Genomic DNA, 26,855 nt, shown 5'->3' on the forward strand with positions numbered 1-26,855 from the left:
TACCTTTGGTGACTCAGATATCGAGTAACCGATGACGATCCTGATCACGGGTGCCGACGGCTACCTCGGCTGGCCCACGTCGCTGCGAATCGCATCCCGAACGGACGACCGCGTCGTCCTTGTCGATAACTTCGGTCGGCGCGAGTGGGTCTCGGAGGTCGGCTCAGTCTCCGCGACGCCCGTCGCGGACATCGACACGCGCCTCGAAGCGGCCGAGGAGGTCCACGGCCTCACCAACCTCTCGTTCGTCGAGGGCGACCTCACCGACCGCGCGTTCGTCGACGAACTCCTTCAGGTGCACGAGCCCGAGACGATCGTCCACACGGCCGCTCAGCCGAGTGCCCCCTACTCACAGATCAACGGCGAGCGCGCCAACTTCACGCAGCACAACAACATGCAGTCCACGCGCAACCTCGCGTGGGGACTGCACGAGAACGACCTCTCGGACACGCACCTCATCGAGACGACCACGACTGGCGTCTACGGCGCTCCCGAGTTCCCCATCCCCGAGGGCGGCGCGACGATGGAGAACCAGGGCGACCGCGACGACGTTCCCTTCCCCGCGATGGCAGGGAGCTGGTACCACCTCACCAAGTCCCACGACGCGGCGAACCTCCGTCTCGCACACAAGCAGTTCGGCATCCCCGTCTCGGACGTGCGCACCGCGATCACCTACGGCGCCGCGACCGAGGAGACCGCGGCCGACGACCGCCTCGCGACCCGCTTCGACTTCGACTACTACTTCGGTGTCGTCGCCCACCGCTTCGCCGCGCAGGCGATCGCGGGCTACCCGATCACCGTGTACGGCAAGGGCGAGCAGCGCAAGCCGTTCGTCTCGCTCGAGGACGCCGTCGAGGGACTCGCTCGGCTCGCGCTGAACGATGTCGACGACCGGCCCGACGACCACGTCGTCTACAATCAGGTCACGCGCCCGATCTCAATCGTCGAGATGGGCACGACGATCGCGAACGTCGCCAACGAGTTCGGCTTCGACACCGCGGTCGAGCACTTCGAGAACCCGCGCGACGAGGACGAGACCCACCAGATGGAGATCGAGAACGACCGCTACATGGACCTGATCGGCACCCGGCGGGTAACCTTCGAGGAGGGTATTCGCGGCGTCTTCGAGCGGCTGGCCGACCACACCGACCGCATCAGTGCCTACGAGGACCGCTTCCTCCCGGGCGTCCTCGAGGACCGTCTCGACGACGATAAGGAGGAGACGCCCGCGGCCGCGGACGACTGAGCGACGCGACCCACCGACACCCTAGTTCACCACGCATGCACGTTCTCGTTACCGGCGGCTGTGGCTACATCGGCAGCGCGCTCGTCCCGATCCTCCGGGACGACGGGCGGGTCGACCGCATCACCGTTCTGGACAACCTGTCGATGTCATCGCCGCGGAACCTCATGGGAAGTGGGCTTGGCAGCGACGACCGTCTGCGCTTCCGGCGTGGCGACATCACCGAGTACGGTGACGTGGAGTCGGCGATGCGCGGGTGCGATACCGTCATCCACCTCGCGGCGATCACGGGCGCCGACAGCACACACGATCGACGCGAGGAGACGTTCCACGTGAACTACGACGCGACGCGGAACGTCCTTCGCGCGGCGGGGAAACTCGACGTCTCGAACGTCGTGTTCGCTTCCTCGTGCAACATCTACGGCCGTGCGGCCTCCCGCGATATCGACGAGACGGTCGAGCCCGACCCGCTGAACCCCTACGCCGAGTCGAAGTACGAGGCCGAGGACCTCCTAGCGGACGCGATCGACGAGTACGGCTACGACGGCACTGCGCTCCGCATGAGCACGAACTACGGCTACTCGCCCGGAATGCGGTTCAACCTCGTCGTCAACCACTTCGTCTTCCGGGCGATCACCGACCGTCCGCTTACAGTGTACGGTGACGGGTCGAACTGGCGGCCGTTCATCCACGTCAAAGACGCCGCTCGCGCGTACGCCCAGGCCGCATTCGAACCAGAGGACTGGCCCGGACGCGTCTACAATGTGGGCGCGAACGAGGCCAACTACCGTGTCGAGGAGATCGCCGAAGCCGTCCGCGATGAACTCGACCGCGACCTCGACATCACGTATCTGGAGGACGAGCACCCGGGGCCCTCGTATCACGTGAACTTCGACCGCGTCGCCGAAACGGGATTCGAGCTCGAACACGGCCTTCGAACGGGAATTGCCGACTTGGCCGAGCGATTCCAGAACGGCACCGGCAGGGGACCCCTCGATGAGTGAGACTGCCACCTCCATCGGATGTGGATCGCGAGATATTTGGATCGACACTGAGGCAGAACGCGCATGAGCACGACAGACGCCTTCCACGTTGCAGTCACGGGTGCGGCCGGATTCATCGGCAGCCGCGTCGTCAAGATCCTCCAGCGTGACCACCCCGAATGGGAGATCACCGCCCTCGATAACTTCTATCTCGGGACTGTCCGCCAGATCGACGATGTCGAGGTCGAACACGTCGATATCCGTGACCGCGACTACCTCGAGGACGCGCTCGCGGGTACCGATATCGTGCTCCATCTCGCGGCGATCAGCGGCGTCGACGACTGCGACACCAACCGCGATCTCGCGTACGACGTGAACGTCACTGGGACGAACAACGTCGCCTGGTTCTGTCGCAAGACCGGCGCTGGACTGGTCTTCCCGTTCAGCATGGCAGTCCTCGGCGACCCGGAATCGTTCCCGATCTCTGTTGACGACTCGCGTGATCCCTTGAACTGGTACGGGCGAACGAAGGTTCTCAATGAAGATGCAATCGAGCACTTCGCGGACGGCGCGTTCCCCGCACACCTGTACCTGAAGTCCAATCTCTATGGCGAACACACGATCGGCGATAGTCGCGTTTCGAAGGGGACCGTCATCAACTTCTTCGCGAACCGGGCCGCTGCCGGTGAGCCGCTCACGGTCTACGAGCCGGGAACGCAGGCACGCAACTTCATTCACGTCAAGGACGTGGCCCGCGCATACGTTCACAGCGCCGAACGACTTCAAGCGCAACTCGATGCCGGGGAGACCGGCGTCGAGAAGTACGAGATCGCCTCCCGTGAGGATCCCGGCGTGATGGAAGTCGCCGAACTCGTCCAACGACATGCCGCGGAGATCCTTGGGACTGAGGTCGACATCGAGTTGGTCGAGAACCCACGAAGCGGGGAGACGCTGGTCGACTCCTTCGAGGTAGACATCTCCGCGGCCGAGGAAACGCTGGGATGGACGCCTCAGGAAACCGTCGAGGGATCGATTCAGGACCTCCTCGCGGCGAAGGCACAAGAGGAGTCTTGATTCACGTCTCGTCGTACGGATCGTCGGCGAGCGTGTCGTGGTCCCACGTCAGCCCGAAGTAGCGACCCAACCCTGCGACGAACGAGTGGTTCTCGGTAACGGCGGCCTGTCGCTTGTGTAGCGGAACGTCCTCCTCTTCGACGAGGAGGACCGCGTCGCCGGAGTCGTAGTCCAGGCTGGGGTCGATGAGCGTCCCACGCCATGGAAGCCGTGTCGCACTAAACCGATACTCGACAGCCGGATACTCTGTACGGATGTACTCCACCATGTCGCGTTGGATCGACCTGTTCGCTGGTTCAAGCAGGTCGGGGTCGAGAAACAGGATTCTGAGTTCGCAGTCCCGCTCGTAGGCCTCCGCGAACGCGGGTTCGATCGCCTCGAAGTACTCGAAGCTCTTCGTTATCACCCGGATCTCGTGTTGCGCATCCGCGTACAGTGTTCGCGTCTCGCGCTCGCTCGGTTCACCGACATCGACCACGTGAAAGAGTTCCTCGGTGGGTGAGATATCCTCACTCGCCTGCTCGTACAACGGACCGAACGCCGCGACGAACTCCTCGCGCGTGTCCTCGATTCGTGCGCGGTCGGTCTCGTAGGACTGTCGTCGGTTCTCGATCGCGCGGTTGAGGATCTCCTCGGGCGGCTTCGGTTGGTACTGCTTCGGCCGCCCGGGGATCTCCTTCAGATATCCCAGATCGGCCAACTCATCGAGGACACCGTAGATGCGTGCCTTCGGAATCCCCGTCGCCTCCGAGAGATCCGGCGCCGTCGTTCTGCCTAACTCGATCAGGCGCTCGAGTGCCTGTTCCTCGTACTCCGTTAATTCGAGCGGATCGAGGAGGTCCCCCGTGTCGTGACTGCTCATAGCGGCCGTATGTACGTCTCGCTGATAAGCCACGGCGGTTCTCCCCGATTCTCACGACACGTGCTGTGTCCGATAGCTTCATATCGGTTGCGTCTGTGGTTACTCACAACATGAGTAACTCAACGCGAGACGACGATCACCTCCATGACCTCGAGGACGGGGCGGGGTGCACGGAAATCTGGGAGAAACTCAGCGAACAGCGAGACGAGGACGCACGGACAGCGGATTCCGGTCAAGACGACTAGGGAAGTCGGTGACTCGGGTGCGAAAGACACAGTAGTCCGCTCTGGTGTTCACGGGTATGTCAATTGATTCCGCAGTCGTCCTCGCGGCCGGCGAGGGCCAACGACTCAGACCGCTTACGAAGTATCGACCGAAGCCGATGCTCCCGGCCGCGAATCGACCGATCCTGGAGTACGTCTTCGACGCACTGATCGACGCCGGGGTCGATGACCTCCACGTCGTCGTCGGCTACGAGGGCGACCGCGTGCAGAACCACTTCGGGCCGACCTACCGGAACCGGACGATCAAGTATCACACCCAACAGAAGCAGCTCGGAAGCGGGCACGCACTTCTCCAGGCCCGGGACGCACTCAATGGAGATTTCCTCGTCGTCAACGGCGACGAGGTCGTCGATACGGAGACGATCGAGGCTGTCGTCGATGCCCACTCGGCGGAGGACATCTGTACGCTCGCGGTCGTCGAGTCGGCCGAGGCGCCGATGTACGGTGCCGTTACGCTCGATGAGTCGACTGTTACCGAACTCATTGAAAAACCCGGAACGGGCTCTTATCGCCTGCTCAACACGGGCGTGTACGCACTCGGTCCCTCGTTCTTTTCGACCGTCGAGAACGTCGAGCGGACGGACGGCGAACTCGCACTCACCGACGGTATCGCTGATGTGATCGACCGCGGCGGCCACGTCCGCGGCGTCATGGCCGATGGCCTTCATTCTGAGGTGACCTACCCGTGGGATCTCACCGCCCTCGCCAGCACGCTACTGGCGGACGGCCGCGTCGACGAACCAGAGGCGGCTCCGGGCGTATACGTAGCCGACTCCGCGTCGATCGCCGAAACCGCCGACCTGTACGGGCCAGTCGTCATCGGCTCCGACACCGTCATCGAACCCGGCGCAGTCGTCGGTCCCGATGCTGCGATCGGGCCCAACACGACTATCGAAGCGGGCGCGGTCGTGCGTCGGTCGGTCCTCGACACGGACACGCGTGTGGGTGCGAACGCGACCCTCGTCGACTCTATCACCGGCCAAGGTGCCGAGATCGGGGCCGGTTCGACTGCGCCAGGTGGCCCCGCAGACGTTCGTGTGGGTGACCGCGTTCACGAAAACGAACGGCTCGGGTGTGTCCTTGCCGACCGGGCACGTCTCGGCGGCGGTGCGACAGTCTCTCCGGGGCTGCTCGTCGGTCCGGGGGCCGATATCGGTGCGGGGGTCACCCTTCGTCGTAACGTCGGCGAGGACACGGAGGTGCAGGGCTGATGTGCGGGATCATCGGCTGCGTCGGCCATGACGACGAGACGCTCGATGTCGTCCTCGACGGACTGGAGACGCTGGAGTACCGTGGCTACGACTCAGCGGGCGTCGCACTCGCTGGCGACGAGATCGATGTGGAGAAGAAGGAAGGACGGCTCGAAGCGCTCCGCGAGGAGATCGCCACACATGAGGTGGATCCCTCCGGCGAAATCGGGATCGGGCATACGCGGTGGAGCACGCACGGCCCGCCGACGGACGAGAACGCCCACCCGCACACCGACGAGTCCGGCAGAGTCGCGGTCGTCCACAACGGCATCATCGAGAACTATCAGTCGCTCCGCGACGAGCTCGAATCCGAGGGCGTCACCTTCACGAGTGAAACGGACACCGAGGTCGTTCCCCACCTGTTCGCCGCGAATCTCGAAACGGATCTGGACGCAGAAGCCGCGTTCCGTCGGACGCTCGACCGAATCGACGGGAGCTACGCGATCGCCGCGGTCGTTGCAGGGGATGACCGCATCTTCGCGACGCGTAACGACTCTCCGCTCGTGCTCGGGGTCGGCGAAGATCGCTACTACCTCGCAAGCGACGTGCCGGCGTTCCTCGAACACACGCGCGATGTGGTCTACCTCGATGACGGCGAGGTCGCGATCATCGACGCCGAGGGCTGGGCCGTCACTAACCGTGACGGAGAGCCCGTCGAAAAGGACGTATCCACGGTTACGTGGAGCGCCGAACAGACGGGGAAAAGCGGCTACGACCACTACATGCTCAAGGAGATACACGAACAACCTACCGCGCTAAGACAGGGGCTGAGTGGCCGTCTCGATGAACTCTCCGGCGAGGTAACCGTCGATGAACTCGACACCGTCGCCACGCCCGAGACGATCCACTTCGTTGCCTGTGGGACCTCCTATCACGCAGCCCTGTACGGCGTCGAACTGTTCCGCGAGGCCGGCGTCCCCGCACAGGCGTTCCTCGCCAGCGAGTACGCGACCGGTCCAGCGCCGGTCCCTGAGAACGGTCTCGTCGTCGGCGTCACACAGAGCGGGGAAACGGCTGACACCCTCTCAGCGTTGCGAGAGGCGCAGGGACGCGGCGCCGTGACGCTCGCGCTCACGAACGTCGTGGGATCGACGGCCGCCCGTGAGTGCGACCACGCGCTGTACATTCGCTCTGGCCCGGAGATCGGCGTCGCTGCAACGAAGACGTTCTCCTCGCAGCTCACCGCGCTGAACCTCCTCGCGGAGACGGTTACGGACGGTGCAACCGGGTCCCGTGATCTGGTCGCCGCGCTCCGCGATATCCCGGGCGACATCCAGCAGGTGCTCGACGAGACGACCGCGGAGGAAATCGTCGACGAGTACCGGGACAACGAGTCGTTCTTCTTCATCGGGCGCGGTCTCCACTTCCCGGTCGCGCTCGAAGGCGCGCTGAAGTTCAAGGAAATAACCTACGAGCACGCCGAAGGCTTCGCGGCGGGCGAGCTGAAACACGGCCCGCTCGCGCTCGTCACGCGCAACACGCCGGTGTTCGCGATCGTTACCGGCGACGGCGAGCGCGCCCGCAAGACCATCGGGAACGTCAAAGAGGTCGAAGCCCGCGACGCCCCGGTGGTCGCGGTCACCGACGGCCAGTCCGATGTCGAGCGGTATGCCGACCACGTGCTGGAGATCCCTGAGACTCACCCGCGGACCGCACCGATGCTCGCGAACGTCCAGCTCCAGCTCGTCGCATACCACATGGCCGACCGACTCGGGCGCTCGATCGACAAGCCGCGCAACCTCGCCAAGAGCGTCACCGTCGAGTAAGGATCGACGGCGAGTCGCAACGACTTACCGTTCTCCGAAATCCCCACCCGATATGCAAACCATTGTTCTCGCCGCCGGCCAGGGGACGAGAATGCGCCCGCTGACGGATCGCCGACCCAAGCCGATGCTGCCGGTCGCCGGGGATCCGTTAGTCGCACACACAGCCGAGGCCGCAGTCGCGGCCGGTGCCAGCGAGCTGGTGATCGTCGTCGGCTACGAGGCGGACGAGGTACGCGACTACTTCGGTGAGGAGTTCGCGGGCGTCCCCGTCACGTTCGCGGAACAGCCTAACCAGCGCGGTACCGCCGACGCCGTCCGCGCGGGCGCGTCACATCTCGACTCGGGTCCGTTCGCCGTGCTCAACGGGGACGCCCTGTACGACCGCGGATCGCTGGCGACGCTGTACGACTCGGCACCGGCCGTCGGGTCGTATCGTGTCGACAACCCCAGCACCTACGGTGTCCTCCACACCGACCGGTCGGGGGATCGACCGCGTGTGACCGGGGTCACCGAGAAACCCGCGGATCCGCCTTCGAACTTGATCAACACTGGCGCGTACGTGTTCCCTGCTCAGGCGCACGACTGGCTCGATGTCGGCGAGAGCGAACGCGGCGAACTCGAACTCACGGACGTTCTCGAACGGGCTTGTGTGGAGGCCCACGTCACTGCGGTTCCGTTTGACCGGTGGCTCGATGTCGGCCGCCCGTGGGAGCTGCTCGAAGCGAACGAGTGGAAGCTCGACGAACTCGATCGGCGGGTCAACGGCGACGTACACGAGGACGCGGATCTTCGTGGCGCGGTCGTCGTCGAGAACGGCGCCGAGATCGATTCGGGTGTGGTGATCGAGGGGCCAACGTTGATCCGGTCAGGCGCGAGCGTGGGTCCCAACGCGTACGTACGCGGACGAACGCTCGTCGGTCGAGACGCGAAGGTAGGCCACAGCGTCGAGGTGAAAAACAGCGTACTGATGGGGGGTGCCACCGTGGGCCACCTCTCGTACGTCGGCGACAGTCTCCTCGGACGCGACGTGAACTTCGGCGCGGGGACGACCGTCGCGAACCTGCGTCACGACGACGAGGACATCCGGACGCTGATCAAGGGCGAGGTCGTCTCGACCGGACGGCGGAAGTTCGGGGTCGTCTGCGGCGACGGCGTGAAGACTGGTATCCAGACGAGTTTGAACGCCGGAGTGAAGCTATCGTCCGGGGCACGAACCGGGCCTGGCGAACGTGTGCTTCGCGAACCGGGATCCGACCACTAACCGTTCTATTCCGCCTGGAACGCCTCCCGCAACTCCGCGTCCACGTCCCACGTTCCGTCCCCCTCCCCACGCAGGAGCTTCACCGCAGCCCGAAACAGCGACACCTGCGTGTCGAACAGCGCGTACGTCGGCTGCAACGATCCCAGCGAGTCCCGAGCCCCGAGCCACACGAACGCCCCCAACGCTACCGGCACCGCGAGCCCGAGCGGCCCGCCCACCGCGACCGCTCCCAGCGACGCCAGTCCCACGCCGGCCATCACCAGCGTCGGCGAGACGCCCATGAACCACCAGTTGAACGGTAACACCACTCGTCCATAGCCATCGTAGCGACCGAGCATGTCCCGCTGTCGCCACAGCAACCGCAGCAGGCCCATCGCCCGACGGTCCTTCTGTGTCCGCCGTTTCCGGAACTCGGAGTGACTCGCCTCCCTGTACCGGATCGCCGGATCGAACACCACCCGACCGCCGTTCTTGCGGATCTTCAGCGCCAGCTCGGTGTCGTCGGCGATGGAGTCCTCGTCGATCGCGACGATCGAGTCGCGCTCGAACGCCGAGAACGGCCCGTGGAAGATGAACGTCGAGTCCACGTGCGACTCCAGCGTCTGTATTCGCGCCTGCACGTCGCGATACCCTCGCTCGACCTCGCTGCCGCCGAGCACCTCCGCGTTTCGGCCGGTCACAGCCTCTATCTCGGGGTCGGCGAGGTTCGCGACCGCCTCCCGCAGCGCGTCCTCTGCGACCTTCGAGTCGCAGTCGGTCTTCACGACGACCTCGTTGCTCGCGGCGGCGTACGCCTCGTTGAGCGCTACGGCGAGCCCGCGCCGTTCCGTCTCCTCGATCAGCCGCAACTCGGGCGCGTCGCGCTCGGCGAAGAACTCCCGAACGATCTCCGGCGTGGCGTCGTCGCTGGAGTCGACGACGACGACCTCCATCTTCTCCGGGGGATAGTCCCACTCGCAGATCCCCGCCAGCTTCGACTCGACGATGCGTTCCTCGTTGTACGTCGGGAGCACGACGCTCACCGTCGGCTCGACTTCATGGTCCTTGTCGGCCGGCGATCCCTCGGGACCGCGGACGACGTACAACAGGCCGTACAGGAGATACGGAAGGCCGGTGAGGCTGATCAGCCCCGCCAACCTGGCGAAGTGGCGACGCGCTCGCATGTCCCGTGGTTGGCCGACTCCCTACAAAACGACGGCGGTCGGGCGGCCCGTGCCGATCTCGGTGACGAGGAACACCCCGGTTCGCTCCCGAAACCCCTAACTCGCCACCCACTCCACCCCACACACATGACCGACGACGTCTGCGTCCTCCTCCCCACGTACGACGAGGCGGCCACGGTCGCGGACGTCGTCACCGACTTTCGCGATCACGGCTTCGAGAACGTCCTCGTCATCGACGGCGGCTCCACCGACGACACCCGCGAGCGTGCCCGCGAGGCGGGCGCCCGGGTCGAGATCCAATCCGGAACCGGGAAGGGCCAGGCGATCCGCGAGGCGGTCCGCGAGCACGTCACCGCCGAGTTCGTCCTCATGGCCGACGCCGACGGAACCTACCGTGCGAGCGACGCGGAAGCGATGCTCGAACCGCTCCGCGAGGGCACCGCCGAACACGTCATCGGCGACCGCTTCGCCGACATGCACGAGGACGCGATGAGCGGCCTGAACCGCGTCGGCAACACGCTCTTCAACGGACTGTTCTCGCTCATCCACCGCGAGGACTACAGCGACATCCTCTCGGGATATCGCGCGTTCACGGTCGACTCCTTCGAACGCCTCCGCCTCTCGGCCGACGGCTTCGGCATCGAGACGGAGCTGGCCGTCGAGTGCGCGCGCCACGGGGTGCGCACGGCGGTCGTCCCGATCACCTACCTCCCGCGACCGGACGGCTCGAACACGAACCTCCATCCCGTCCGGGACGGCGGGATCATCCTGATGGCGATCTACCGGCAGGCGAAGACCTCGAACCCGTTGTTCTACTTCGGGAGTGCGGGCGTGGTCTCGGGGCTCGCGGGAGCCATCGTCGCGGCGTACGTCGGCTACGACTGGTTCGTCAACGGGATCCCGCACAACGTGCTCGCGATCGTCGCGGGCGTCGGGATCATCCTCGGCGTGCAGCTGCTCATCTTCGGCGTGCTCTCGGATCTCCTGGTTACCCTCCACAGCGAGACGCTCGATCGCGTCGAGGCGCTCGAACGGGAGGTCGACGGAGCGGACACGAGTTCCGAGGTCCCCACCGAGGGATCGACGAACCCGACGGAGACAGAAGAGCGCGTGGGTCCACCCGAGCAGTGAGGGACTCACTCGACGGTCGGCCGATCCGTTCTTCTTGGAACTGAGAGGACCCGCAGTGTAACCTGAGTTCGTTTGTACGCAACGGTTGTCGGACAAGGGGCAGGCAGCCTCCGGACAGGACGAAGGAGTTCCTCACTCGGAAGTTCGGACGCGCAGGGTCGAGGGGCGTCGATGGGAGCGCTCGTCCGGAGTGCTGGCGTTCACAATCGGCTCACCATCCCGGTAACTGGTGTTTGAACGGGTGTGTGGGTATTGTGAATGGGCTGTGATGGAATGGTGTCGTCGATCGATGTCGTTCAGAAGCTGCCGTCTAGGGGCTGATGCCGTGGGTTTGGAGCACATACGGGAACTCATACTGACCCATCTGGGGCTAAGATCGCGGCGACGATACGGAAAACACGCAGACTGCGGCCGTGTGTGAACGCGTTCCCGAGTCGATGGTGCAGCCAGTCGTCTTTCTCAACGCCACAGCGTGCACCTGCTCGGCGATTAGAAGGCCGCAGGGTTCCCACACTCCCTCACTCGACTTGTCGATCAGTCTCTTTCCGGGAGTCTCCTGCGGCTGTGACTGCCCTTCCACGCCTGCTGCGGTCTCAACACACGCGTTCGACCGACAAGAACGAGCAAATCCCATCCGGTCGGCTGGTGAAATCACGATCTGCAATGGACGTCGGACGAGAGCGTTCGTCGGACCCTTCAGAAGGGAAGGATCGAGCGGAACCGCCCGAGCAGCGACCCGGCACCGCTACGGCGACGGTCCTCGAAGATCGGATGCAGGCGGTTGAGCAGGTCGCGCTCGGTTTCGAATTCCTCCTCGGGAAGCTCGTGCAGCACCTCGGCGAGATCGAGGGTGTTGCCCGCGGCGTCGTAGGGAACCTGGGTGTTCCCCATCGACGCGACCAGCTCCTCGGTCGTCGCCGGGAACCGAACGCCGGCCCGGTCCAGGCGTTCGTCGAGCGCCGCGATGCCGAACTCGATGGATTCGGGCTCCTCCGTGTCCCCCTGCGGCGGTCTGGCTGCCATTACGCCGCGTTGCCGCCCCGGGGACTAAAACGGACGGGCCCCGGCTCCGTCGCGCTTATCGGTCGCGCGCCCCTCCGTCGAGCCATGACCGACTACACCACCGTCTCCATCCCGAAGGACCTGGCCGAGCGCGTCGAGGAGACCCTCGAAGGGACGAGCTTCTCGTCGACTTCCGACCTCGTTCGGTTCCTGTTGCGAAGTATCGTCATCCAACACCAGAAACGGGGATCGCTTTCGGAGGCCGAGTTCGAGGAGATCACCGACCAGCTTCGGGATCTCGGCTATCTGGAGTAGCGCGGTCGCGACGCCGACCACGCGCGACACACGGGCTCACTCTTCGACCCGCTCCTCGGGCGGCTCGGCGTCGACGACGACGAGCTCGCGCCGGCGTCCCCGGCGGTCGTACGCGATCACGTTCTCCCGTTCGTACGGCGGAACCGCCACCAGCACCGCGGCCGCGAGGTCGTCCTCCTCGGTGAGGTGCCGGTCGCCGCGGGGATGTGAGAGAAAACGCGCGCGACCCGCAGGGCGCCCCAGGTCCATCCCGAACACCGCCGACACGGAGCCGCCGGCCGAGGGGAAGTAGAAGTGCGTGAGCACGGGCGTCGCCGGATCGATGTCTGTGGGTGCGTCGATCAACTCGCCCGCTGGCGTCGCGTCGAGCACCACGTTCTCCGCCTCGGGGTCGGCGTCGGCCGCGCGCTCACACAGCAGCGCGAGCAGGTCGACGGTGATGTGAACGGGCGCTGGATCGTCCCGCGTCGCGTCGTGCTCGGTGTCCACCTCGCCCGCGGTGGCGTCCTTCGTCCCGTTTACCGCGTCGTCGGCGAGGCCGTCCACGGGGCTCACGACGGGACGGTCACCCGAGGAACTCCCGGAGCGTCTTCGCGTACAATCCCGGCGCGTTCCTGCGAGAGCCGTCGAGTGCGGCCGCGAGCGCCCGCCCGCCGTCCTCCATGACGCCGGCGCCGTGACCGCACAGCACTCGCTCGGGATCGATCCCTCCGAGCGCGCGCCGCGGTGGGAACAGCCGTAGCATCGGGTGGACGCCCAGTTGCTCGGACCCTGTCCGCATGTACGAGGAGGTCCCGACCGCTTCCGGGACGTACAGCGTCCCGCCGTCCTCGTCGTACAGCCCGACCTCCTGCCATGGCGGGATCGACGAGTCGCGGACCGTGATCGCCCGGAGCCCGCCCAGCCTGCGCCCGAACCGCTCGACGGGCGCGTCGAGCTTCGTCGCGACGCCGGTCATCCAGTCGGGCACGTACACGGGCACGTCGTGGCGGCGCGCGATCACAGCGGCGTCGCGCTTGTGGCGGTCGAGGCAGACGACCGTCCCCGCGACCTCGCCGTCCAGATCCGCGAGGAGGTCGTCGACGCCGTCGGCGTCCACGGGATCGAGCACCCACAGGTCGCCGTCGACAGATAGTGCGTGGCTCGCCCGCTCCATCGTCTCCCCGGGATAGGCGATCCACCCAACGCCGTCGTCGAACTCGTCGATCACGGCGAGATCGGCGTCGCCGGAACCTTTCATCGCCATCGGGGGACGAAACGGGCGCCGCGGGCTTAAGTGGGGTGCCGCCGGAAGGGCGGACGAGATGACGACGCGACCCGCGACGACGCAGCCGCGCCCGGCCCTGGCGTCGCTGGCGCTGGAGGTGACCGACCTCGGGCGCGCGGCGGCGTGGTACGCCGACACGTTCGGCCTCGTCCCGACCCGGCGAACCGAGACCGAATGCGCCTTCGACGTGGGCGGCACCGAGTTCGTCCTCAGGCGCCCCGACTCGGTCCCGCGCGGCGGCCTCCACACTCACTTCGCGTTCGAGACGCCCGGCCGCGAGTACCCCGCGTGGCGCGCTCGGTTCCTGGAGGCCCCCGAGATGGACTTCGGCTCCTTTCGCTCGCTGTATCTGGAGGACGCCGACGGCCACGCCCCGGAGATCGGCGGCACCGCCCCCGACGGAACCGGCGCGGGATTGGTCGGGATCTTCGAGGTGGTGCTGGAAGTGGCGAACGTCGACCTCGCGAGCGACTGCTGGTCCGCGCTGGGGTTCTCGGCGGTCGACCGCGGCGACGAACGCCGAAGGGTCCGGATGCGCGGGCCATCGGGCGCCGAGCGACAGTTCGACGTGGAGCTGTGGGAGCCGCAGTTGGGGCTCGCGGGCGCGCGGGGCGGCGTCCACGTCGACCTCGCCGTCCGGGTGCGCGAGCCCGCGGCGGTCGCCGACCACGCCTACGGCGACCTCCCCTCGGTGACGGTCCGGGAGTCGCCCGACGGCTCGGTCGAGCTGTACGACCCCGACGGCCATCACCTCGTGTTGCTGCCGGCCGACGGGGCTGCGGCCGCGGAGGACGTGTCGTGAACGAGGAACGCCCCGGCGGCGCTGGCGGCGACGACAACGGCGACAGCAACGAAGACGGCGACGCTTACGACGACACGTACGACGACGAAGCCTCCGAGGCTGCGGACCACGGCTACCGCCACGTCGCGGTCGACGACGTGCCGAACACGCCGAACCCGACGCGCGCGAAACGCGAGTTGGACGAGGCGGTCGGGGCGTCGCTGTTCGGCTGCAACTACTACGAGGCCGATCCCGGCGAGCGGGTGCCGTGGGGGTACCACCGTCACCCCGATCACGAGGAGCTGTTCTACGTGATCGCCGGGGAGCTGGAGATCGAGACGCCCGCCCGCACGTACCGCGTCGGCGCCGACGAGGCGTTCTTCGTCCCCGCTGACGGGCCCAACCGGGCGGTCGCCGTCGGCGACGGGCCGTGCCGGTTCCTCGCGGTCGGCGCGCCCAAGGACGCCGACGGCGCGGTGATCTGCGAGGAGTGTCCCGCCTGCGGCGCCGAGACCGACCGCGAGTACGAAGTCGAGGCCACGGGCGAGGGGGCCGACCCGGCTGCCGAGGTGTACGTCCTCCGGTGTGCGGCGTGCGGTGCGGAGACCGACCGCTTCTCCGGGTAGCGTCGGTGTCCGGGAGCCCGCCCATACCGGGGCGAATAGTGTCCGCGCCGTGCCCGTGTCAGTTCAGTCGGTCGATGTCGATGCCGACGTCCGGCGGCGAGACGATGAGAAACCCGCGGAAGTGTGTGAGTTCGCCGCCCATCTCGTTGATCTGGCGCGCGAACCCGCTGGCGAGCTCGTTCAGGTCCCCCTGGACTGCAAGCACGAGTACGTTGCCGTATTCGACGTTGCGCACCCACTGCTCGGGCTCGGTCTCCCCGTCGAGCACCCCCAGGACCACGTCCCCCACCGTCCCCTCCGACTCGATCATCTCCTCGGCGTCGCGGAGGTCGAGCCCGAAATCGCTCATATCGCCGCTCACGGCGTGTGCTTTCAAAAGGGTTCGGTCCGCGGTCCGACGCCCGTCTGACCCCGAGGGTTCCGGCGAGGACCCCGAACCCGTAATCGACCGGGGCGCCGAATCCCCGTTCGCCAGTCGACGCCGATCACGCATCCGTCAATACCATGCATATAAGGATATACTAAGAGTCGGGGTCGATTCATAGTCGACGCCCTCTTGCGATTATCCCATCGATCGAACGTTCGTGAACGTTCCTCGACGGCGACGCGACCTGTCCGACCACAACGCTTTACAATCAGTTCTGCTCTCCCATGCGATGATGTCCCATAATCAGGACTCGTCGGTAACCAGTCCGGCGGAACGAGTTCTTCCAGGGCACGCTGAGTGCAACTGACGAGTTCGATTCTGTCCGTATCTTCGACACGACGCTTCGCGACGGCGAGCAGTCGCCGCGCACGTCGTTCGACTACGAGGAGAAGCGTGAGATAGCCGCGGCGCTCGACGACCTGGGCGTCTCCGTCATCGAAGCGGGGTTCCCGGTCAACTCCGACGCGGAGTTCGAGGCCGTCAAAGACATCGCGGAGTCGACCGACACGACCGTCTGCGGGCTCGCCCGCGTGGTCGAGAAGGACATCCAGGCCGCCATCGACTCGGGGGTCGGGATGATCCACACGTTCGTCTCCACGAGCGACGTGCAGATCGAGGACTCGATGCACGCCACCCGCGAGGAGGTAAAACAGCGGGCGGTGGAGGCCGTCGAGACGGCGAAGGGATCCGGCGCGGAGGTGATGTTCTCCCCGATGGACGCCACCCGCACCCAGGAGTCGTTCCTGGTCGAAGTGATCGAGGCCGTCGACGAGGTCGGCGTCGACTGGATCAATATCCCCGACACCTGCGGGGTGGCGACGCCGCGGCGCTTCGGCGACCTGATCGAGGTCGTCGCCGAGCACACCGACGCCGGCATCGACGTGCACACCCACGACGACTTCGGGCTGGCTGGCGCGAACGCGCTGGCCGGCGTCGAGGCCGGCGCCGACCAGATGCAGGTGTCGGTCAACGGCATCGGCGAGCGCGCCGGCAACGCCGCCTTAGAGGAGGTCGTCATGGCCGCCGAGTCGCTGTACGACGCAGACACCGGCGTCGACACGACGAAGATCACCGAGGTGTCGCGCATGGTCGAGCAGGCCAGCGACATCGCGGTGCCGCCGAACAAGCCCGTGGTCGGGCGCAACGCCTTCAGCCACGAGTCCGGCATCCACGCAGCCGGCGTCATCGAGAACAGCGACACGTTCGAGCCGGGCGTGATGACCCCCGAGATGGTCGGCGCGACCCGCGAGCTGGTGATGGGGAAACACACCGGCACCCACTCGGTCCGCCAGCGGCTGACCGACGCCGGCTTCGACCCGACGGAGTCGGAGGTCCGCGCCATCACCCGCCGGGTGAAGGACGCCGGCGCGGAGGGCCGCGTGACCATGAGCGACGTGCGCCGGTTCGCCCGCGAGGAGGGCGTCGCGGAGATGGACGAGGACGACGAGGAGGAGCGCGAGCAGGAGGCCCGCGTCTGACCGGCGGGGGTGCAATCGTTGCCACCCGCGTCACGGTTATGAGGCCCGCGCTGATAACCCTCGGTGAGATGACGACGAGATCCGCGCCGACCGCCGTTCGCCCGGCGCCCGCGGAGCGCGTCGTCGCCCTTCTCGCCGGGGTCGCGGGTATCGTAGGGGCGTGACCGCCCCCACAACACCCACCCCGACGCACGTACCGACCGAACCCGACCAGCGACCAGCGATCACCGACCGCGAACGAATGACACACACGGACGGAGGAACACGACGATGAGCGAGCCAGCGACCCCCGACGCCGCGTCGCCCGAGGAGGGCGACGACGAGGGGCGAACCGACCGAGCGGAACAGCCGGAACAGACGGACGAGGAGGCCGCAGCAGCACGCGAGGACGCGGCGACGCGCGCACCGGGCAGCGGCGCGAACGCGGTCGTCGCCGCGCTCGAGGCCGCGGGCGTCGAGACCGCCTTCGGCGTGCAGGGCGGTGCGATCATGCCCGTGTACGACGCGCTCTCGGAGTCGTCCGTCCACCACATCACGATGGCCCACGAGCAGGGGGCCGTCCACGCGGCCGACGCCTACGGCATCGTCCGCGGCGACCCGGGCGTCTGTCTGGCGACCTCGGGGCCGGGCGCGACGAACCTCGTCACGGGCATCGCCGACGCGTCGATGGACTCGGACGCGATGCTCGCGCTGACGGGGCAGGTGCCCTCGGACATGGTCGGCTCGGACGCGTTCCAGGAGACAGACACCGTCGGCGTCACCGCGCCCATCACGAAGCACAACTACTTCGCCAGCGACTCCGACGAGGTCGGCCGCACGGTCGGCGAGGCGTTCGCGCTCGCGAACACCGGCCGCCCGGGACCGACCTTGGTCGACCTCCCGAAGGACGTGAGCTTCGGAGAGACCGACCGCCCGGTCGGCGAGCCGACGGCGCCCGAGCGCGCGGTGCCCGACGACGAGGCCGACGAGGAGCAGGTCGAGGCGGCCGCACGCGCCATCGAGACGGCCGAGCGTCCCCTCTGCCTGTTCGGCGGCGGCGTGATCAAGGGCGACGCGACCGAGCAGGCCCGGGCGTTCGCACGCGAGTTCGGCATCCCGGTCGTGACGACGATGCCGGGCATCGGGAGCTTCCCCGAGGACGACGACCTCTGTCTCTCGTGGGCCGGCATGCACGGCACCGGCTACGCCAACATGGCGATCACCCACACCGACTGCCTGATCGCGGTGGGCACGCGCTTCGACGACCGCCTCACCGGCGGCGTCGACACCTTCGCCCCCGAGGCCGAGGTCGTCCACGTCGACATCGACCCCGCCGAGATCTCGAAGAACGTCCACGCCGACTACCCGGTCGTCGGCGACGCGGGGACGGTGCTCGACCAGCTCGACGCCGCCATCGGCTACGGCGACGCCCCCGACACCGAGGCGTGGCGCGAGCAGTGCGCCGAGTGGCGCGAGGAGTACCCGATGGACTACGCCATCGACCCCGACGAGCCGGTGAAGCCGCAGTTCGTCGTCGAGGCGTTCGACGCCGCCACCGGCGACGACGCGTACGTCACCACCGGCGTCGGCCAACACCAGATGTGGGCCGCCCAGTACTGGACGTACCGCGAGCCGCGCACGTTCGTCTCCAGCCACGGGCTCGGAACGATGGGATACGGCCTGCCCGCCGCAGTCGGCGCGCGCGTCGCGGCCGACGACGACCGCGAGGTGATCAGCTTCGAGGGCGACGGCTCGTTCCTGATGACGATCCAGGAGCTGTCGGTCGCCGTCCGCGAGAACCTCGACATCACGGTCGTCGTGCTCAACAACGAGTACATCGGGATGGTCCGCCAGTGGCAGGACGCCTTCTTCGAGGGCAACCACATGGCCTCCCAGTACGACTGGATGCCGGAGTTCGACACGCTCGCGGAGGCGTTCGGCGCGAAGGGCTTCCGGATCGACGAGTACGACGACGTGGAGGCGGTCGTCGAGGAGGCGCTTGCCTACGACGGCCCCTCGGTCGTCGACGCCCACATCGACCCCGAGGAGAACGTCTACCCGATGGTCGCCAGCGGCGCGGCGAACGGCCAGTTCGCGCTCGCGGAGGACCAACTATGACGGGCGAGGACGAGCACGCCGCCACGGACGGCGGCACCGACCACCCGGCCGACTCCCCGATCGCGGAACACGCCCGCCCCGCCGGCGGCGACGCGCCCGAGACGGGGCTGGCGGGACCGACGCCCGAGGAGCGCCCGCACCCGTCGGGCCGCCGCGACGAACACGGCGTCCGCAAGGAGCCGGACGACGGCGGCGAGCCGACCCGTCGGGCGACCGTCTCGGCGCTCGTCGAGGACGAACCCGGCGTGCTCGCGCGCGCCGCCGGCCTGTTCCGCCGGCGCCAGTTCAACATCGAGAGCCTGACGGTCGGCCCGACGACCGTCGAGGGCCACTCGCGGATCACCCTCGTCGTCGAGGAGACCGAGGCCGGCATCGACCAGGCGAAAAAGCAGCTCGCGAAGCTCACGCCCGTCATCGCGGTGGGCGAGCTGAGCGACGACGCCGTCGCCGCCGAGCTCGTGCTCCTGAAGGTTCGCGGTGAGGAGCCCGACAAGGTCCACGCGATCACCTCGATGTACGACGGCGAGACGCTCGACGCCGGCCCGCGAACCATCACGGTGCAGATCACCGGCGACGAGAACCTCATCGACGACGCGATCGACGCGTTCGACCAGTTCGGCATCATCGAGATCGCCCGGACGGGCCAGACGGCCCTGGAGCGGGGCGACTCCCCGACGACGCCCGGCGAGGAGCCCGGCCACTCGGCGGGCTCGACCGACGACGACGAGTTCACCAACTACGACGACTGAGACCCTTCACACAGACACACACTACAACGATGACAGACTCAGATTCCACCTTCGACACCGAGGTATACTACGACGAGGACGCCGACCGCTCGCAGATCGACGACAAGACCGTGGCCGTGCTCGGCTACGGCAGCCAGGGCCACGCCCACGCGCAGAACCTGCACGACTCCGGCGTCGACGTGATCGTCGGGCTGCGCGAGGATTCCTCCTCGCGGGCGGCCGCCGAGAGCGACGGTCTGCGCGTCGAGACGCCCGCCGACGCCGCCGCCGAGGCGGACATCGTCTCCGTGCTCGTCCCCGACACGGTCCAGCCGGCCGTCTACGAGGAGATCGAGGACGGCATCGAGCCGGGCGACACCCTCCAGTTCGCGCACGGCTTCAACATCCACTACAACCAGATCGTCCCCAAGGACGGCGTCGACGTGACCATGGTCGCGCCGAAGTCGCCGGGCCACCTCGTGCGGCGCAATTACGAGGCCGGCGAGGGGACGCCCGGCCTGCTCGCCGTCTATCAGAACGAGACGGGCGAGGCCCGCGAGGAAGGGCTGGCGTACGCCCACGCCATCGGCTGCACCCGCGCGGGCGTCGTCGAGACGACGTTCCGCGAGGAGACCGAGACCGACCTCTTCGGCGAGCAGGCGGTGCTGTGCGGCGGCGTCACCTCCCTCGTGAAGCAGGGGTACGAGACGCTCGTCGACGCGGGCTACTCCCGCGAGATGGCGTACTTCGAGTGCCTGAACGAGCTGAAGCTCATCGTCGACCTGATGTACGAGGGCGGGCTCGGCGAGATGTGGGACTCCGTCTCCGACACGGCGGAGTACGGCGGACTCGTCAAGGGCGACGAGGTCGTCGACGAGCACGCCCGCGAGAACATGGAGGAGGTGCTGGAGGCGGTGCAGGACGGCACCTTCGCCCGCGAGTGGATCGCCGAGAACCAGGCCGGACGCCCCTCCTACACGCAGCTTCGCGAGGCCGAGAAGAACCACGACATCGAGGACGTCGGCGAGGACCTGCGCGCGCTGTTCGCGTGGGACGCCGACGAGGCGAGCGAGGAGGACGAGGAACCCGAACAGGCCGAGGTGCGCGCCGATGACTGAGGAGCGCGACCGAGTCGCCGCGACCGACGGTGACCGCACAGGCGACGGCCGCGCCGGCGACGGTCGCTCCAGCGACACCATCGCCGACGTGGACCACACCGCGCCCTACCCCGAACCGAACGACGTGTGGTCGCGCGGCTTCGCGCGCGCCAGCGACGACCCGAGGGACGTACGCCGATGAGTCGGGGCACGCTGTACGACAAGGTCTGGGAGCGCCACAAGGTCGCCGACCTGCCGAACGGACAGGACCAGCTGTTCATCGGCCTCCACCTCGTCCACGAGGTGACCAGCCCGCAGGCGTTCGGCATGCTGCGCGAGCGCGACATGGCGGTCGCGTTCCCCGACCGCACCGTCGCCACGACCGACCACATCGTCCCGACCGACCCCGAGGGGCGCGAGCGCCCCCTCGCGGACGAGCGCGCCGAGGAGATGCTCACGCATCTCGAGCACAACACCGAGGAGGCGGGCATCCGCTTTTTCGGCCTCGACGACGACCGGCAGGGCATCGCCCACGTCGTCGGCCCGGAGCTGGGCTTCGTCCAGCCGGGCATGACCGTCGTCTGCGGCGACAGCCACACCTCCACCCACGGCGCCTTCGGCGCCATCGGGATGGGGATCGGCACCAGCCAGATCCGCGACGTGTTCGCCACCGGCTCCATCTCCGCGGACAAGAAGGCCGTCCGCCGCGTCGAGGTCACCGGCGAACTCGGCGACGGCGTCGGCGCGAAGGACGTCATCCTCCACGTGATCCGTGAACTCGGCGTCGACGGCGGCGTCGGCCACGTGTACGAGTACGGCGGGGAAGCCATCCGGAGCCTCGACATGGAGGGACGGCTCGCGGTGTGCAACATGTCCATCGAGGGCGGCGCCCGCGCGGGCTACATCAACCCCGACGAGACGACTTACGAGTACCTCCGGGGCCGCGAGTTCGCGCCCGAGGGTGACGAGTTCGAGGAGCGCAAGGAGTACTGGGAGTCGATCCGCTCGGACGAGGACGCCCAGTACGACGACTGGGTCGAGGTCGACGCCGACGACCTCGCGCCGCAGGTGTCCTGGGGCACCAACCCAGAGCAGGTCGTGGGCGTCGACGAGCCCGTCCCGGCCCCCGACGAGACGCGCGATCCCGAGGCCGCCGAATCGGCACAGGATCACACCGAGGTCACGCCGGGAGAGACGATGGAGGGACACGAGGTCGACGTGGCGTTCCTCGGCACGTGCACGAACGGCCGCGTCGCGGACTTCCGCGAGGCCGCCCGCGTCCTGAAGGGCCGCGAGGTCGCCGACGACGTGCGCGCGCTCGCCGTTCCCGGTTCGGGTACCGTCAAGCGCAAACTGGAGGCCGAGGGCATCGATCAGGTGTTCAAGGACGCCGGCTTCCAGTGGCGCGAGGCCGGCTGTTCGATGTGTCTGGCGATGAACGACGACGCGCTGGAGGGCGACGAGGTCTGTGCGTCCTCCTCGAACCGCAACTACGTTGGCCGCCAGGGGAGCACCGAGGGGCGCACCCACCTGATGTCGCCGGCGATGGTCGCGGCCGCGGCCGTCGAGGGCGCCGTCACCGACGTGCGCGAGTTCGACGTGGCCGAGTCCGTCGGGGACCCCGATGCCGACGCCGACGCGGAGGTGGACGCATGAGCGACGACGGGGACGGCGCCGCAGTGCCCGCGATCCGTCGGGTCGCCGGCACCGGCGTGCCGCTCCGCGGCGACGACATCGACACCGACCAGATCCTCCCCGCGCGGTTCCTGAAGGCGGTCACGTTCGACGACATGGGCGAGTACGCCTTCTACGACCAGCGTCGCGACGCCGACGGCGAGTTGAACGACCACCCGTTCAACGAGTACCAGGGCGCGAACGTCCTCGCGGTCAACGACAACTTCGGCTGCGGCTCCTCCCGGGAGCACGCACCGCAGGGACTGATGCGCTGGGGCGTCGAGGCCATCGTCGGCGAGTCGTTCGCGGAGATCTTCCAGGACAACTGCAAGTCGCTGGGGATCGCGACGCTCGCCGTCGACCACGAGGACGCCGTCGACCTCCAGGACTTCATCGAGGCGAATCCCGACGCCGGCATCGAGGTCGACGTGCGCGCGGAGACCGTCCGCTACGACGGGAAGACCGTCGATGGCGACGTGCCCGACGCGATGCGCGAGGCGCTCTTGGAGGGTATCTGGGACACGACCGCCGTGATGCGGACGAACCTCGACCGCGCGAAGGAAGTCAACGACAGCCTCCCGTACACCGATGACTGAGGTCCCCGAGATCGCGGTGATCGAGGGCGACGGCATCGGCCGCGAGGTCGTCCCCGCGGCCGTCGAGGTGCTGGACGCCGTCGGCGACTACGCGTTCGCCGAGGCCGAGGCGGGCGACGCGACGCTCGACGAGACGGGCGAGGCGCTGCCCGCGGAGACGTACGAACTCGCCGCCAGCGCGGATGCGACGCTGTTCGGTGCCGCGGGCGAGTCCGCCGCGGACGTGATCCTCCCGCTTCGCGAGGCCGTCGGCTCGTTCGTCAACGTCCGTCCCGCGCGGGCGTATCCCGGCGTCGACGCGCTGCGGCCGGAGACGGATCTGGTCTTCCTCCGGGAGAACACCGAGGGCGTGTACGCCGGTCACGAGGACCGCCTCACCGACGACGTGTCGACGCTGACGCGCGTCGTCACCGAGACCGCCTCACGGCGCCTCGGCGAATTCGCCTGCGAGTACGTCGGAGAGCGCGGGAAGGACGGCTTCACCGTCGCGCACAAGGCGAACGTGATGCGCGAGACCGACGGGCTGTTCCGCGACACGGTGCTCGCGGAGGCGGAGGCCGCGGGCGTCGACGCCGACACCGTCCTCATGGACGCGTTCGCGACGCGGGTGTGTCTCGACCCCGAGCAGTTCGACGTGATCGTCTGCCCCAACCTCGCGGGCGACGTGCTCTCGGATCTCGCGGCCGGTCTCGTTGGTGGACTCGGGCTGCTCCCCTCCGCGAACGTCGGCCCCGAGCGCGGACTGTTCGAGCCGGTCCACGGCACCGCGCCCGACATCGCGGGCGAGGGGGTCGCGAACCCGTCGGCGACGATCCTCTCGGCGGCGATGCTCGTCGAGTCGCTCGGCGACGACGACGCCGGCGCGCAGATTCGGTCGGCCGTCGAGAGCGTCCTCTCGGACGGGCCACGAACGCCCGATCTGGGCGGCGAGGCGACGACCCGCGAGGTGACCGACGCGGTGCTGGCCCGGCTCTGAGCGGGCGGACGACGGCGCGACCGGGGAGGACGCGACCGGGGAGGACGCGACCGGGACTGGCCTTCCGACCGACCCCGGGCAACAGGTTCACTTCTCTCGACGGCGTAGGTCCGTGCGGCCATGTCCGAGGCAGCACTCGACCCCGAGGAGTGCCCGCACGACCTCGACGCCGAGTACCTCTACCAGTCGGACGCCGAGGTGTTGCGGATCGAGTCGACCGACCCCGGGATCGCGTTCGTCGTCGCGGTCCCGTGCCCCGACTGTGACGCCTCGCTGGAGGTGACGACGAGCGCCGAGTCCGTCGAGGAGTCGGCGCTGTCGCTCCCGCTCGACGACGCCGAGGACGTGTACGACTGACGCGACGCGCCCGGGTTCCCTCCGTGGGCGTCGCCGCTGTTTACTCCTGATACGCCAGCCGGACCTGCTCGAACTTCCCCTTCGATTCGAGGTGTCGCTGGAGCTCGTCGGCGTACTCCTGCGTGAGGCGCTCGGCGGCCTCGAGCTTCTGTTTGTCGACCCCCCCGCCGCCGCCGGCGCCCAGGAGCGCGTCCTTGATGTCGGAGACGATGTCGCCGAACGGGCCGCCCGAGGAGTCCCCGTCCGGGTCGGGTCCGCCCATCGCGCCCATCTGCTTCGAGACGTTGTCGAGCTCGGGCATGATCTGTGGCAGCTTCGACGTGTCGGCGACGATCCGGGCGTCTTCGGGGTCTTCGGCGTCCTCGATCTCGAACTCGACGGCCGTCATGATCAGCCCCCACTCCTGGTTCGAGAACTCCGACTGGCGGATCCGGTCGTTGAACTCGCGGTCGACGGTCATCCGCTCGCCGACGATGGCGTCGGTCCAGTTGCTCATGCCCGTACGATCGCGGGGGGCGGGTATGTCGGTTTCCCTCCCCGACGTCCGCGGCGGCCCTCGGGGCCGTCGCTCCCCGCCGATCCCGTGAACTCGTCCGCCGGGTCTACTGGTACTCCGTGATCGTCAGCGTGTAGCTGCCCGACCCGCTGTAGGAGTCGACGTCGACCTGCATTTCGGTGGACGTGTCGGGGTCGTCGACGGTGATCGACTCCTGGCTGTCCGTCGAGCGCGACGCGTAGTCGTAGTCGCCGGGCGAGGCGTTCCGTGTCGTGCCGGTGTTGACGTAGAGGTCGAAGTCGGCGTCCGCGGGTCCGTCGAGTTCGACCACGACACGGCTCGGCGGGGAGTAGTTCCACGACCACGTGTAGTCGTCGTAGTCCCAGTAGCCCGAGAGGCTCCCGTCGACCGATCCGGTCGTCGAGTCGCCGCTTCCCCCGTCACCGCCGTCGTCGCCTCCATCGTCGCCGCCGCCCGAGTCGGCCGGGTCGGTCGTGACGGCCGCGAGGGCGTCGACCTGGCCGCTGCCCTGCTCGTCCGCGGAGAGGCCGATGTCGGCCGCGGTCGCCTTCAGGTGATCGCGCAACTGGAGGTTCGTCAGGTCCGGCCACGCCGCGAGCGTGAGCCCGGCGACGCCGGAGGTTACGGGCGTCGCCATCGAGGTGCCCGACAGCTCCTCGTAGGAGCCGCGCGCCTCCGTCGTCGTCGAGAGGACGTTCACGCCCGGCGCACAGAGCTCGACGCTGTCGCCGTACTGCGAGAACGACGCGAGGTTCTCGTTCGAGTCGACCGCCGAAACGGCCACGCACTCGCTGTAGGCCGCGGGGTAGCTCACCGACGACGTCCCGCTGTTGCCGGCGGCGGCGATCACGAGCACGCCGTTGTCGTCGGCGTAGCTGACGGCGTTCTTCATCGTGTCCGTGTAGCCCCCGCCGCCGAGGCTGAGGTTGATCACGTCCGCGCCCTGGTCGGCCGCCCACTGGATCGCGTCGGCGATGTCGGCGGTCGAGCCGGAGCCGGACTCGTCGAGCGAGCGCCCGTTGATCAGGGTGGAGTTCCCCTGCCCGGCGACACCCGTGCCGTTGTCGACGACAGCGGCCGCACAGCCGGAGACGTGCGTGCCGTGGTACTCGTCGCTCGGCGCGTCGGGAGCCGGGTCCGAGTCGCCGTCGGCGAAGTCGTAGCCGGGGTTCGACGCGTAGTTGCCCGCGAGGTCCGGGTGGTCGTACTGCGCGCCGGTGTCGACGACGGCGACGGTGACCGACGAGTCGCCGAGCGTCGTGTCCCACGCGTCGTCGGAGTTCACCTGCTGGGGCGCGTACTGGCTGGAGAACTGCGGGTCGTTCGGCGACAGCTGCGTCTCCAGCGTCGCGTTTCGCTCCGCGTACTTGATTTTCTCCTTCTTCGTGATCGCCTCGATGAAGTTCTCCCGGGCCACGTCGGCGGCCTCCTCGGGGAACTTCACGGCTACGTAGCTGAGCGTCTCGTTGCTGTGGACGACCTCGGCGTTGCCGGGCACGTACTGGGCGACCTCGCCCTCGATGTCGTCGGCCGTGACGGAGACGCCGACGAGGATCTCGTCCTCCTTCGGACCGGGCGAACGACCCTTCCGGGCGGAGGCGACCCCTCCGAAGGCGGCCGCGCCGGCCGCCGCGCCGGCCAGCTTCAGGAACCCACGACGCATCGTGTCGACACGTTCGGTGTTGTCTGTCATGCGACGACACCACAGGCGGAGGTCCACCACTTAATTCTACTGTAGTCTATCCAAATATAATATATAGAATCGGGAATTTTAACTCGAATAAACGACACGTGAGTGGCTTCTCACGGTCGGCTGGGGCGGGCAGGAGAGCCCGTCTCGCGGCCGAACCCGACAACGAACCGGCCGGATTAGAATTACTTCTATCCCGCGTGAAGAAAA

The 26,855-nt window shown here is 67.7% G+C and carries 26 protein-coding genes and 1 pseudogene; 19 read left to right on the plus strand and 8 right to left on the minus strand.

What is annotated here, in order from left to right; genetic code table 11:
• Positions 1-31 precede the first annotated feature (31 nt).
• From K6T36_RS14740 to K6T36_RS14750, 3 genes are all read left to right on the plus strand, one after another.
• Entirely contained in the window at positions 32-1,246 is a 1,215-nt protein-coding gene (locus K6T36_RS14740) for an NAD-dependent epimerase/dehydratase family protein (protein ID WP_222921944.1), read from the plus strand.
• A gap of 35 nt (positions 1,247-1,281) precedes the next feature.
• Positions 1,282-2,247 carry an NAD-dependent epimerase/dehydratase family protein gene (locus K6T36_RS14745; RefSeq protein ID WP_222921945.1) on the plus strand — a complete coding sequence of 322 codons (966 nt, stop codon included), beginning with the start codon at positions 1,282-1,284 and terminating at the stop codon, positions 2,245-2,247.
• A gap of 63 nt (positions 2,248-2,310) precedes the next feature.
• Positions 2,311-3,300: an NAD-dependent epimerase/dehydratase family protein gene (locus K6T36_RS14750; RefSeq protein WP_222921946.1), complete on the plus strand. Its 990-nt coding sequence runs from the start codon at positions 2,311-2,313 to the stop codon at positions 3,298-3,300.
• Position 3,301: 1 nt separating this feature from the next.
• Here the strand turns inward: K6T36_RS14750 and K6T36_RS14755 are convergent, their stop codons facing one another.
• A complete protein-coding gene (locus K6T36_RS14755; protein WP_222921947.1) occupies positions 3,302-4,162 on the minus strand; it encodes a TrmB family transcriptional regulator in 861 nt (286 codons plus the stop codon).
• Positions 4,163-4,463: 301 nt separating this feature from the next.
• Here K6T36_RS14755 and K6T36_RS14760 point away from each other — a divergent pair, with 301 nt between their 5' ends.
• Genes K6T36_RS14760 through glmU form a run of 3 tightly spaced genes read left to right on the plus strand, consistent with a single transcriptional unit; the run spans position 4,464 to position 8,723 of the window.
• Positions 4,464-5,657, plus strand: coding sequence for a sugar phosphate nucleotidyltransferase (locus tag K6T36_RS14760; protein WP_222921948.1), 1,194 nt, complete (start codon positions 4,464-4,466; stop codon positions 5,655-5,657).
• Positions 5,657-7,462 (plus strand): glutamine--fructose-6-phosphate transaminase (isomerizing), encoded by a 1,806-nt coding sequence (glmS, locus tag K6T36_RS14765; protein ID WP_222921949.1) that lies wholly within the window; start codon positions 5,657-5,659, stop codon positions 7,460-7,462. The genes K6T36_RS14760 and glmS overlap by 1 nt, the downstream gene beginning before the upstream one ends.
• A 52-nt stretch (positions 7,463-7,514) precedes the next feature.
• Complete coding sequence (glmU, locus tag K6T36_RS14770; protein ID WP_222921950.1) at positions 7,515-8,723, plus strand: bifunctional sugar-1-phosphate nucleotidylyltransferase/acetyltransferase; 1,209 nt, start codon at positions 7,515-7,517, stop codon at positions 8,721-8,723.
• Between the two features lie 5 nt (positions 8,724-8,728).
• On the opposite strand, the gene K6T36_RS14775 is transcribed toward glmU, so the two are convergent.
• On the minus strand, positions 8,729-9,886 hold the full coding sequence (locus tag K6T36_RS14775; RefSeq protein ID WP_222921951.1) for a glycosyltransferase: 1,158 nt from the start codon (positions 9,884-9,886) through the stop codon (positions 8,729-8,731).
• A 126-nt stretch (positions 9,887-10,012) separates the two neighbouring features.
• Here K6T36_RS14775 and aglJ point away from each other — a divergent pair, with 126 nt between their 5' ends.
• The gene (aglJ, locus tag K6T36_RS14780; RefSeq protein ID WP_222921952.1) at positions 10,013-11,017 is read left to right on the plus strand and encodes an S-layer glycoprotein N-glycosyltransferase AglJ; all 1,005 of its coding nucleotides are present in this window, start codon (positions 10,013-10,015) and stop codon (positions 11,015-11,017) included.
• Between the two features lie 696 nt (positions 11,018-11,713).
• On the opposite strand, the gene K6T36_RS14785 is transcribed toward aglJ, so the two are convergent.
• Positions 11,714-12,040 (minus strand): DUF5789 family protein, encoded by a 327-nt coding sequence (locus K6T36_RS14785; protein WP_222921953.1) that lies wholly within the window; start codon positions 12,038-12,040, stop codon positions 11,714-11,716.
• 84 nt (positions 12,041-12,124) lie between these two features.
• Between K6T36_RS14785 and K6T36_RS14790 the strand changes: the two genes are divergently transcribed.
• Positions 12,125-12,334 (plus strand): ribbon-helix-helix domain-containing protein, encoded by a 210-nt coding sequence (locus K6T36_RS14790; RefSeq protein ID WP_222921954.1) that lies wholly within the window; start codon positions 12,125-12,127, stop codon positions 12,332-12,334.
• Positions 12,335-12,370: 36 nt separating this feature from the next.
• Here the strand turns inward: K6T36_RS14790 and K6T36_RS14795 are convergent, their stop codons facing one another.
• Together K6T36_RS14795 and K6T36_RS14800 are read right to left on the minus strand one after the other, a co-directional pair.
• On the minus strand, positions 12,371-12,889 hold the full coding sequence (locus K6T36_RS14795) for a JAB/MPN domain protein-containing protein (protein ID WP_222921955.1): 519 nt from the start codon (positions 12,887-12,889) through the stop codon (positions 12,371-12,373).
• A gap of 10 nt (positions 12,890-12,899) precedes the next feature.
• Positions 12,900-13,580 carry a hypothetical protein gene (locus tag K6T36_RS14800; RefSeq protein WP_345778297.1) on the minus strand — a complete coding sequence of 227 codons (681 nt, stop codon included), beginning with the start codon at positions 13,578-13,580 and terminating at the stop codon, positions 12,900-12,902.
• A 58-nt stretch (positions 13,581-13,638) separates the two neighbouring features.
• On the opposite strand from K6T36_RS14800, the gene K6T36_RS14805 reads away from it, so the two are divergent.
• Both K6T36_RS14805 and K6T36_RS14810 read left to right on the plus strand, forming a co-directional pair.
• A complete protein-coding gene (locus K6T36_RS14805; RefSeq protein ID WP_222921956.1) occupies positions 13,639-14,403 on the plus strand; it encodes a VOC family protein in 765 nt (254 codons plus the stop codon).
• Positions 14,400-15,008 carry a cupin domain-containing protein gene (locus K6T36_RS14810; protein ID WP_222921957.1) on the plus strand — a complete coding sequence of 203 codons (609 nt, stop codon included), beginning with the start codon at positions 14,400-14,402 and terminating at the stop codon, positions 15,006-15,008. Before K6T36_RS14805 ends, K6T36_RS14810 begins: the two co-directional genes overlap by 4 nt.
• A 61-nt stretch (positions 15,009-15,069) precedes the next feature.
• On the opposite strand, the pseudogene K6T36_RS14815 reads toward K6T36_RS14810, so the two are convergent.
• Positions 15,070-15,357, minus strand: a pseudogene (locus tag K6T36_RS14815) (DUF5779 family protein); the annotation flags it as partial.
• Between the two features lie 371 nt (positions 15,358-15,728).
• Between K6T36_RS14815 and K6T36_RS14820 the strand changes: the two are divergent.
• The 9 genes from K6T36_RS14820 to K6T36_RS14860 all read left to right on the plus strand — a co-directional run bounded on the left by K6T36_RS14820 (position 15,729) and on the right by K6T36_RS14860 (position 24,438).
• Positions 15,729-16,913 (plus strand): LeuA family protein, encoded by a 1,185-nt coding sequence (locus K6T36_RS14820; RefSeq protein ID WP_225935233.1) that lies wholly within the window; start codon positions 15,729-15,731, stop codon positions 16,911-16,913.
• A 270-nt stretch (positions 16,914-17,183) separates the two neighbouring features.
• A complete protein-coding gene (ilvB, locus tag K6T36_RS14825) occupies positions 17,184-19,010 on the plus strand; it encodes a biosynthetic-type acetolactate synthase large subunit (RefSeq protein ID WP_222921959.1) in 1,827 nt (608 codons plus the stop codon).
• The gene (ilvN, locus tag K6T36_RS14830; protein ID WP_222921960.1) at positions 19,007-19,759 is read left to right on the plus strand and encodes an acetolactate synthase small subunit; all 753 of its coding nucleotides are present in this window, start codon (positions 19,007-19,009) and stop codon (positions 19,757-19,759) included. The genes ilvB and ilvN overlap by 4 nt, the downstream gene beginning before the upstream one ends.
• 29 nt (positions 19,760-19,788) lie before the next feature.
• Positions 19,789-20,856: a ketol-acid reductoisomerase gene (gene ilvC, locus K6T36_RS14835; RefSeq protein ID WP_222607347.1), complete on the plus strand. Its 1,068-nt coding sequence runs from the start codon at positions 19,789-19,791 to the stop codon at positions 20,854-20,856.
• Complete coding sequence (locus tag K6T36_RS14840; RefSeq protein ID WP_222921961.1) at positions 20,849-21,037, plus strand: DUF7989 family protein; 189 nt, start codon at positions 20,849-20,851, stop codon at positions 21,035-21,037. Before ilvC ends, K6T36_RS14840 begins: the two co-directional genes overlap by 8 nt.
• Positions 21,034-22,491, plus strand: coding sequence for a 3-isopropylmalate dehydratase large subunit (leuC, locus tag K6T36_RS14845; RefSeq protein ID WP_222921962.1), 1,458 nt, complete (start codon positions 21,034-21,036; stop codon positions 22,489-22,491). The genes K6T36_RS14840 and leuC overlap by 4 nt, the downstream gene beginning before the upstream one ends.
• The gene (locus K6T36_RS14850; RefSeq protein WP_222921963.1) at positions 22,488-23,105 is read left to right on the plus strand and encodes a 3-isopropylmalate dehydratase small subunit; all 618 of its coding nucleotides are present in this window, start codon (positions 22,488-22,490) and stop codon (positions 23,103-23,105) included. Before leuC ends, K6T36_RS14850 begins: the two co-directional genes overlap by 4 nt.
• Positions 23,098-24,081, plus strand: a complete 984-nt coding sequence (locus K6T36_RS14855) for an isocitrate/isopropylmalate dehydrogenase family protein (protein ID WP_222921964.1) — start codon at positions 23,098-23,100, stop codon at positions 24,079-24,081. Before K6T36_RS14850 ends, K6T36_RS14855 begins: the two co-directional genes overlap by 8 nt.
• Positions 24,082-24,201: 120 nt before the next feature.
• Positions 24,202-24,438, plus strand: a complete 237-nt coding sequence (locus tag K6T36_RS14860; RefSeq protein ID WP_222921965.1) for a hypothetical protein — start codon at positions 24,202-24,204, stop codon at positions 24,436-24,438.
• A 40-nt stretch (positions 24,439-24,478) separates the two neighbouring features.
• Here K6T36_RS14860 and K6T36_RS14865 read toward each other — a convergent pair whose 3' ends face one another.
• Complete coding sequence (locus K6T36_RS14865) at positions 24,479-24,934, minus strand: DUF5799 family protein (RefSeq protein WP_222921966.1); 456 nt, start codon at positions 24,932-24,934, stop codon at positions 24,479-24,481.
• A gap of 106 nt (positions 24,935-25,040) precedes the next feature.
• Positions 25,041-26,648, minus strand: a complete 1,608-nt coding sequence (locus tag K6T36_RS14870; protein WP_222921967.1) for a S8 family peptidase — start codon at positions 26,646-26,648, stop codon at positions 25,041-25,043.
• Positions 26,649-26,855 lie beyond the last annotated feature (207 nt).

It is taken from the genome of Halobaculum roseum (assembly GCF_019880245.1).
Lineage (GTDB): Archaea > Halobacteriota > Halobacteria > Halobacteriales > Haloferacaceae > Halobaculum > Halobaculum roseum.

Coding starts and splice junctions, on each gene's coding strand:
- K6T36_RS14760 (WP_222921948.1), top strand. CDS start 4,464: ATGTCAATTGATTCCGCAGTCGTCCTCGCGGCCGGCGAGGGCCAACGA.
- K6T36_RS14755 (WP_222921947.1), bottom strand. CDS start 4,162: ATGAGCAGTCACGACACGGGGGACCTCCTCGATCCGCTCGAATTAACG.
- leuC (WP_222921962.1), top strand. CDS start 21,034: ATGAGTCGGGGCACGCTGTACGACAAGGTCTGGGAGCGCCACAAGGTC.
- ilvC (WP_222607347.1), top strand. CDS start 19,789: ATGACAGACTCAGATTCCACCTTCGACACCGAGGTATACTACGACGAG.
- K6T36_RS14790 (WP_222921954.1), top strand. CDS start 12,125: ATGACCGACTACACCACCGTCTCCATCCCGAAGGACCTGGCCGAGCGC.
- K6T36_RS14740 (WP_222921944.1), top strand. CDS start 32: ATGACGATCCTGATCACGGGTGCCGACGGCTACCTCGGCTGGCCCACG.
- K6T36_RS14850 (WP_222921963.1), top strand. CDS start 22,488: ATGAGCGACGACGGGGACGGCGCCGCAGTGCCCGCGATCCGTCGGGTC.
- K6T36_RS14870 (WP_222921967.1), bottom strand. CDS start 26,648: ATGACAGACAACACCGAACGTGTCGACACGATGCGTCGTGGGTTCCTG.
- K6T36_RS14865 (WP_222921966.1), bottom strand. CDS start 24,934: ATGAGCAACTGGACCGACGCCATCGTCGGCGAGCGGATGACCGTCGAC.
- K6T36_RS14860 (WP_222921965.1), top strand. CDS start 24,202: ATGTCCGAGGCAGCACTCGACCCCGAGGAGTGCCCGCACGACCTCGAC.
- K6T36_RS14785 (WP_222921953.1), bottom strand. CDS start 12,040: ATGGCAGCCAGACCGCCGCAGGGGGACACGGAGGAGCCCGAATCCATC.
- K6T36_RS14745 (WP_222921945.1), top strand. CDS start 1,282: ATGCACGTTCTCGTTACCGGCGGCTGTGGCTACATCGGCAGCGCGCTC.
- ilvN (WP_222921960.1), top strand. CDS start 19,007: ATGACGGGCGAGGACGAGCACGCCGCCACGGACGGCGGCACCGACCAC.
- glmU (WP_222921950.1), top strand. CDS start 7,515: ATGCAAACCATTGTTCTCGCCGCCGGCCAGGGGACGAGAATGCGCCCG.
- K6T36_RS14840 (WP_222921961.1), top strand. CDS start 20,849: ATGACTGAGGAGCGCGACCGAGTCGCCGCGACCGACGGTGACCGCACA.
- glmS (WP_222921949.1), top strand. CDS start 5,657: ATGTGCGGGATCATCGGCTGCGTCGGCCATGACGACGAGACGCTCGAT.
- K6T36_RS14800 (WP_345778297.1), bottom strand. CDS start 13,580: ATGGCGATGAAAGGTTCCGGCGACGCCGATCTCGCCGTGATCGACGAG.
- K6T36_RS14775 (WP_222921951.1), bottom strand. CDS start 9,886: ATGCGAGCGCGTCGCCACTTCGCCAGGTTGGCGGGGCTGATCAGCCTC.
- K6T36_RS14805 (WP_222921956.1), top strand. CDS start 13,639: ATGACGACGCGACCCGCGACGACGCAGCCGCGCCCGGCCCTGGCGTCG.
- K6T36_RS14855 (WP_222921964.1), top strand. CDS start 23,098: ATGACTGAGGTCCCCGAGATCGCGGTGATCGAGGGCGACGGCATCGGC.
- ilvB (WP_222921959.1), top strand. CDS start 17,184: ATGAGCGAGCCAGCGACCCCCGACGCCGCGTCGCCCGAGGAGGGCGAC.
- aglJ (WP_222921952.1), top strand. CDS start 10,013: ATGACCGACGACGTCTGCGTCCTCCTCCCCACGTACGACGAGGCGGCC.
- K6T36_RS14750 (WP_222921946.1), top strand. CDS start 2,311: ATGAGCACGACAGACGCCTTCCACGTTGCAGTCACGGGTGCGGCCGGA.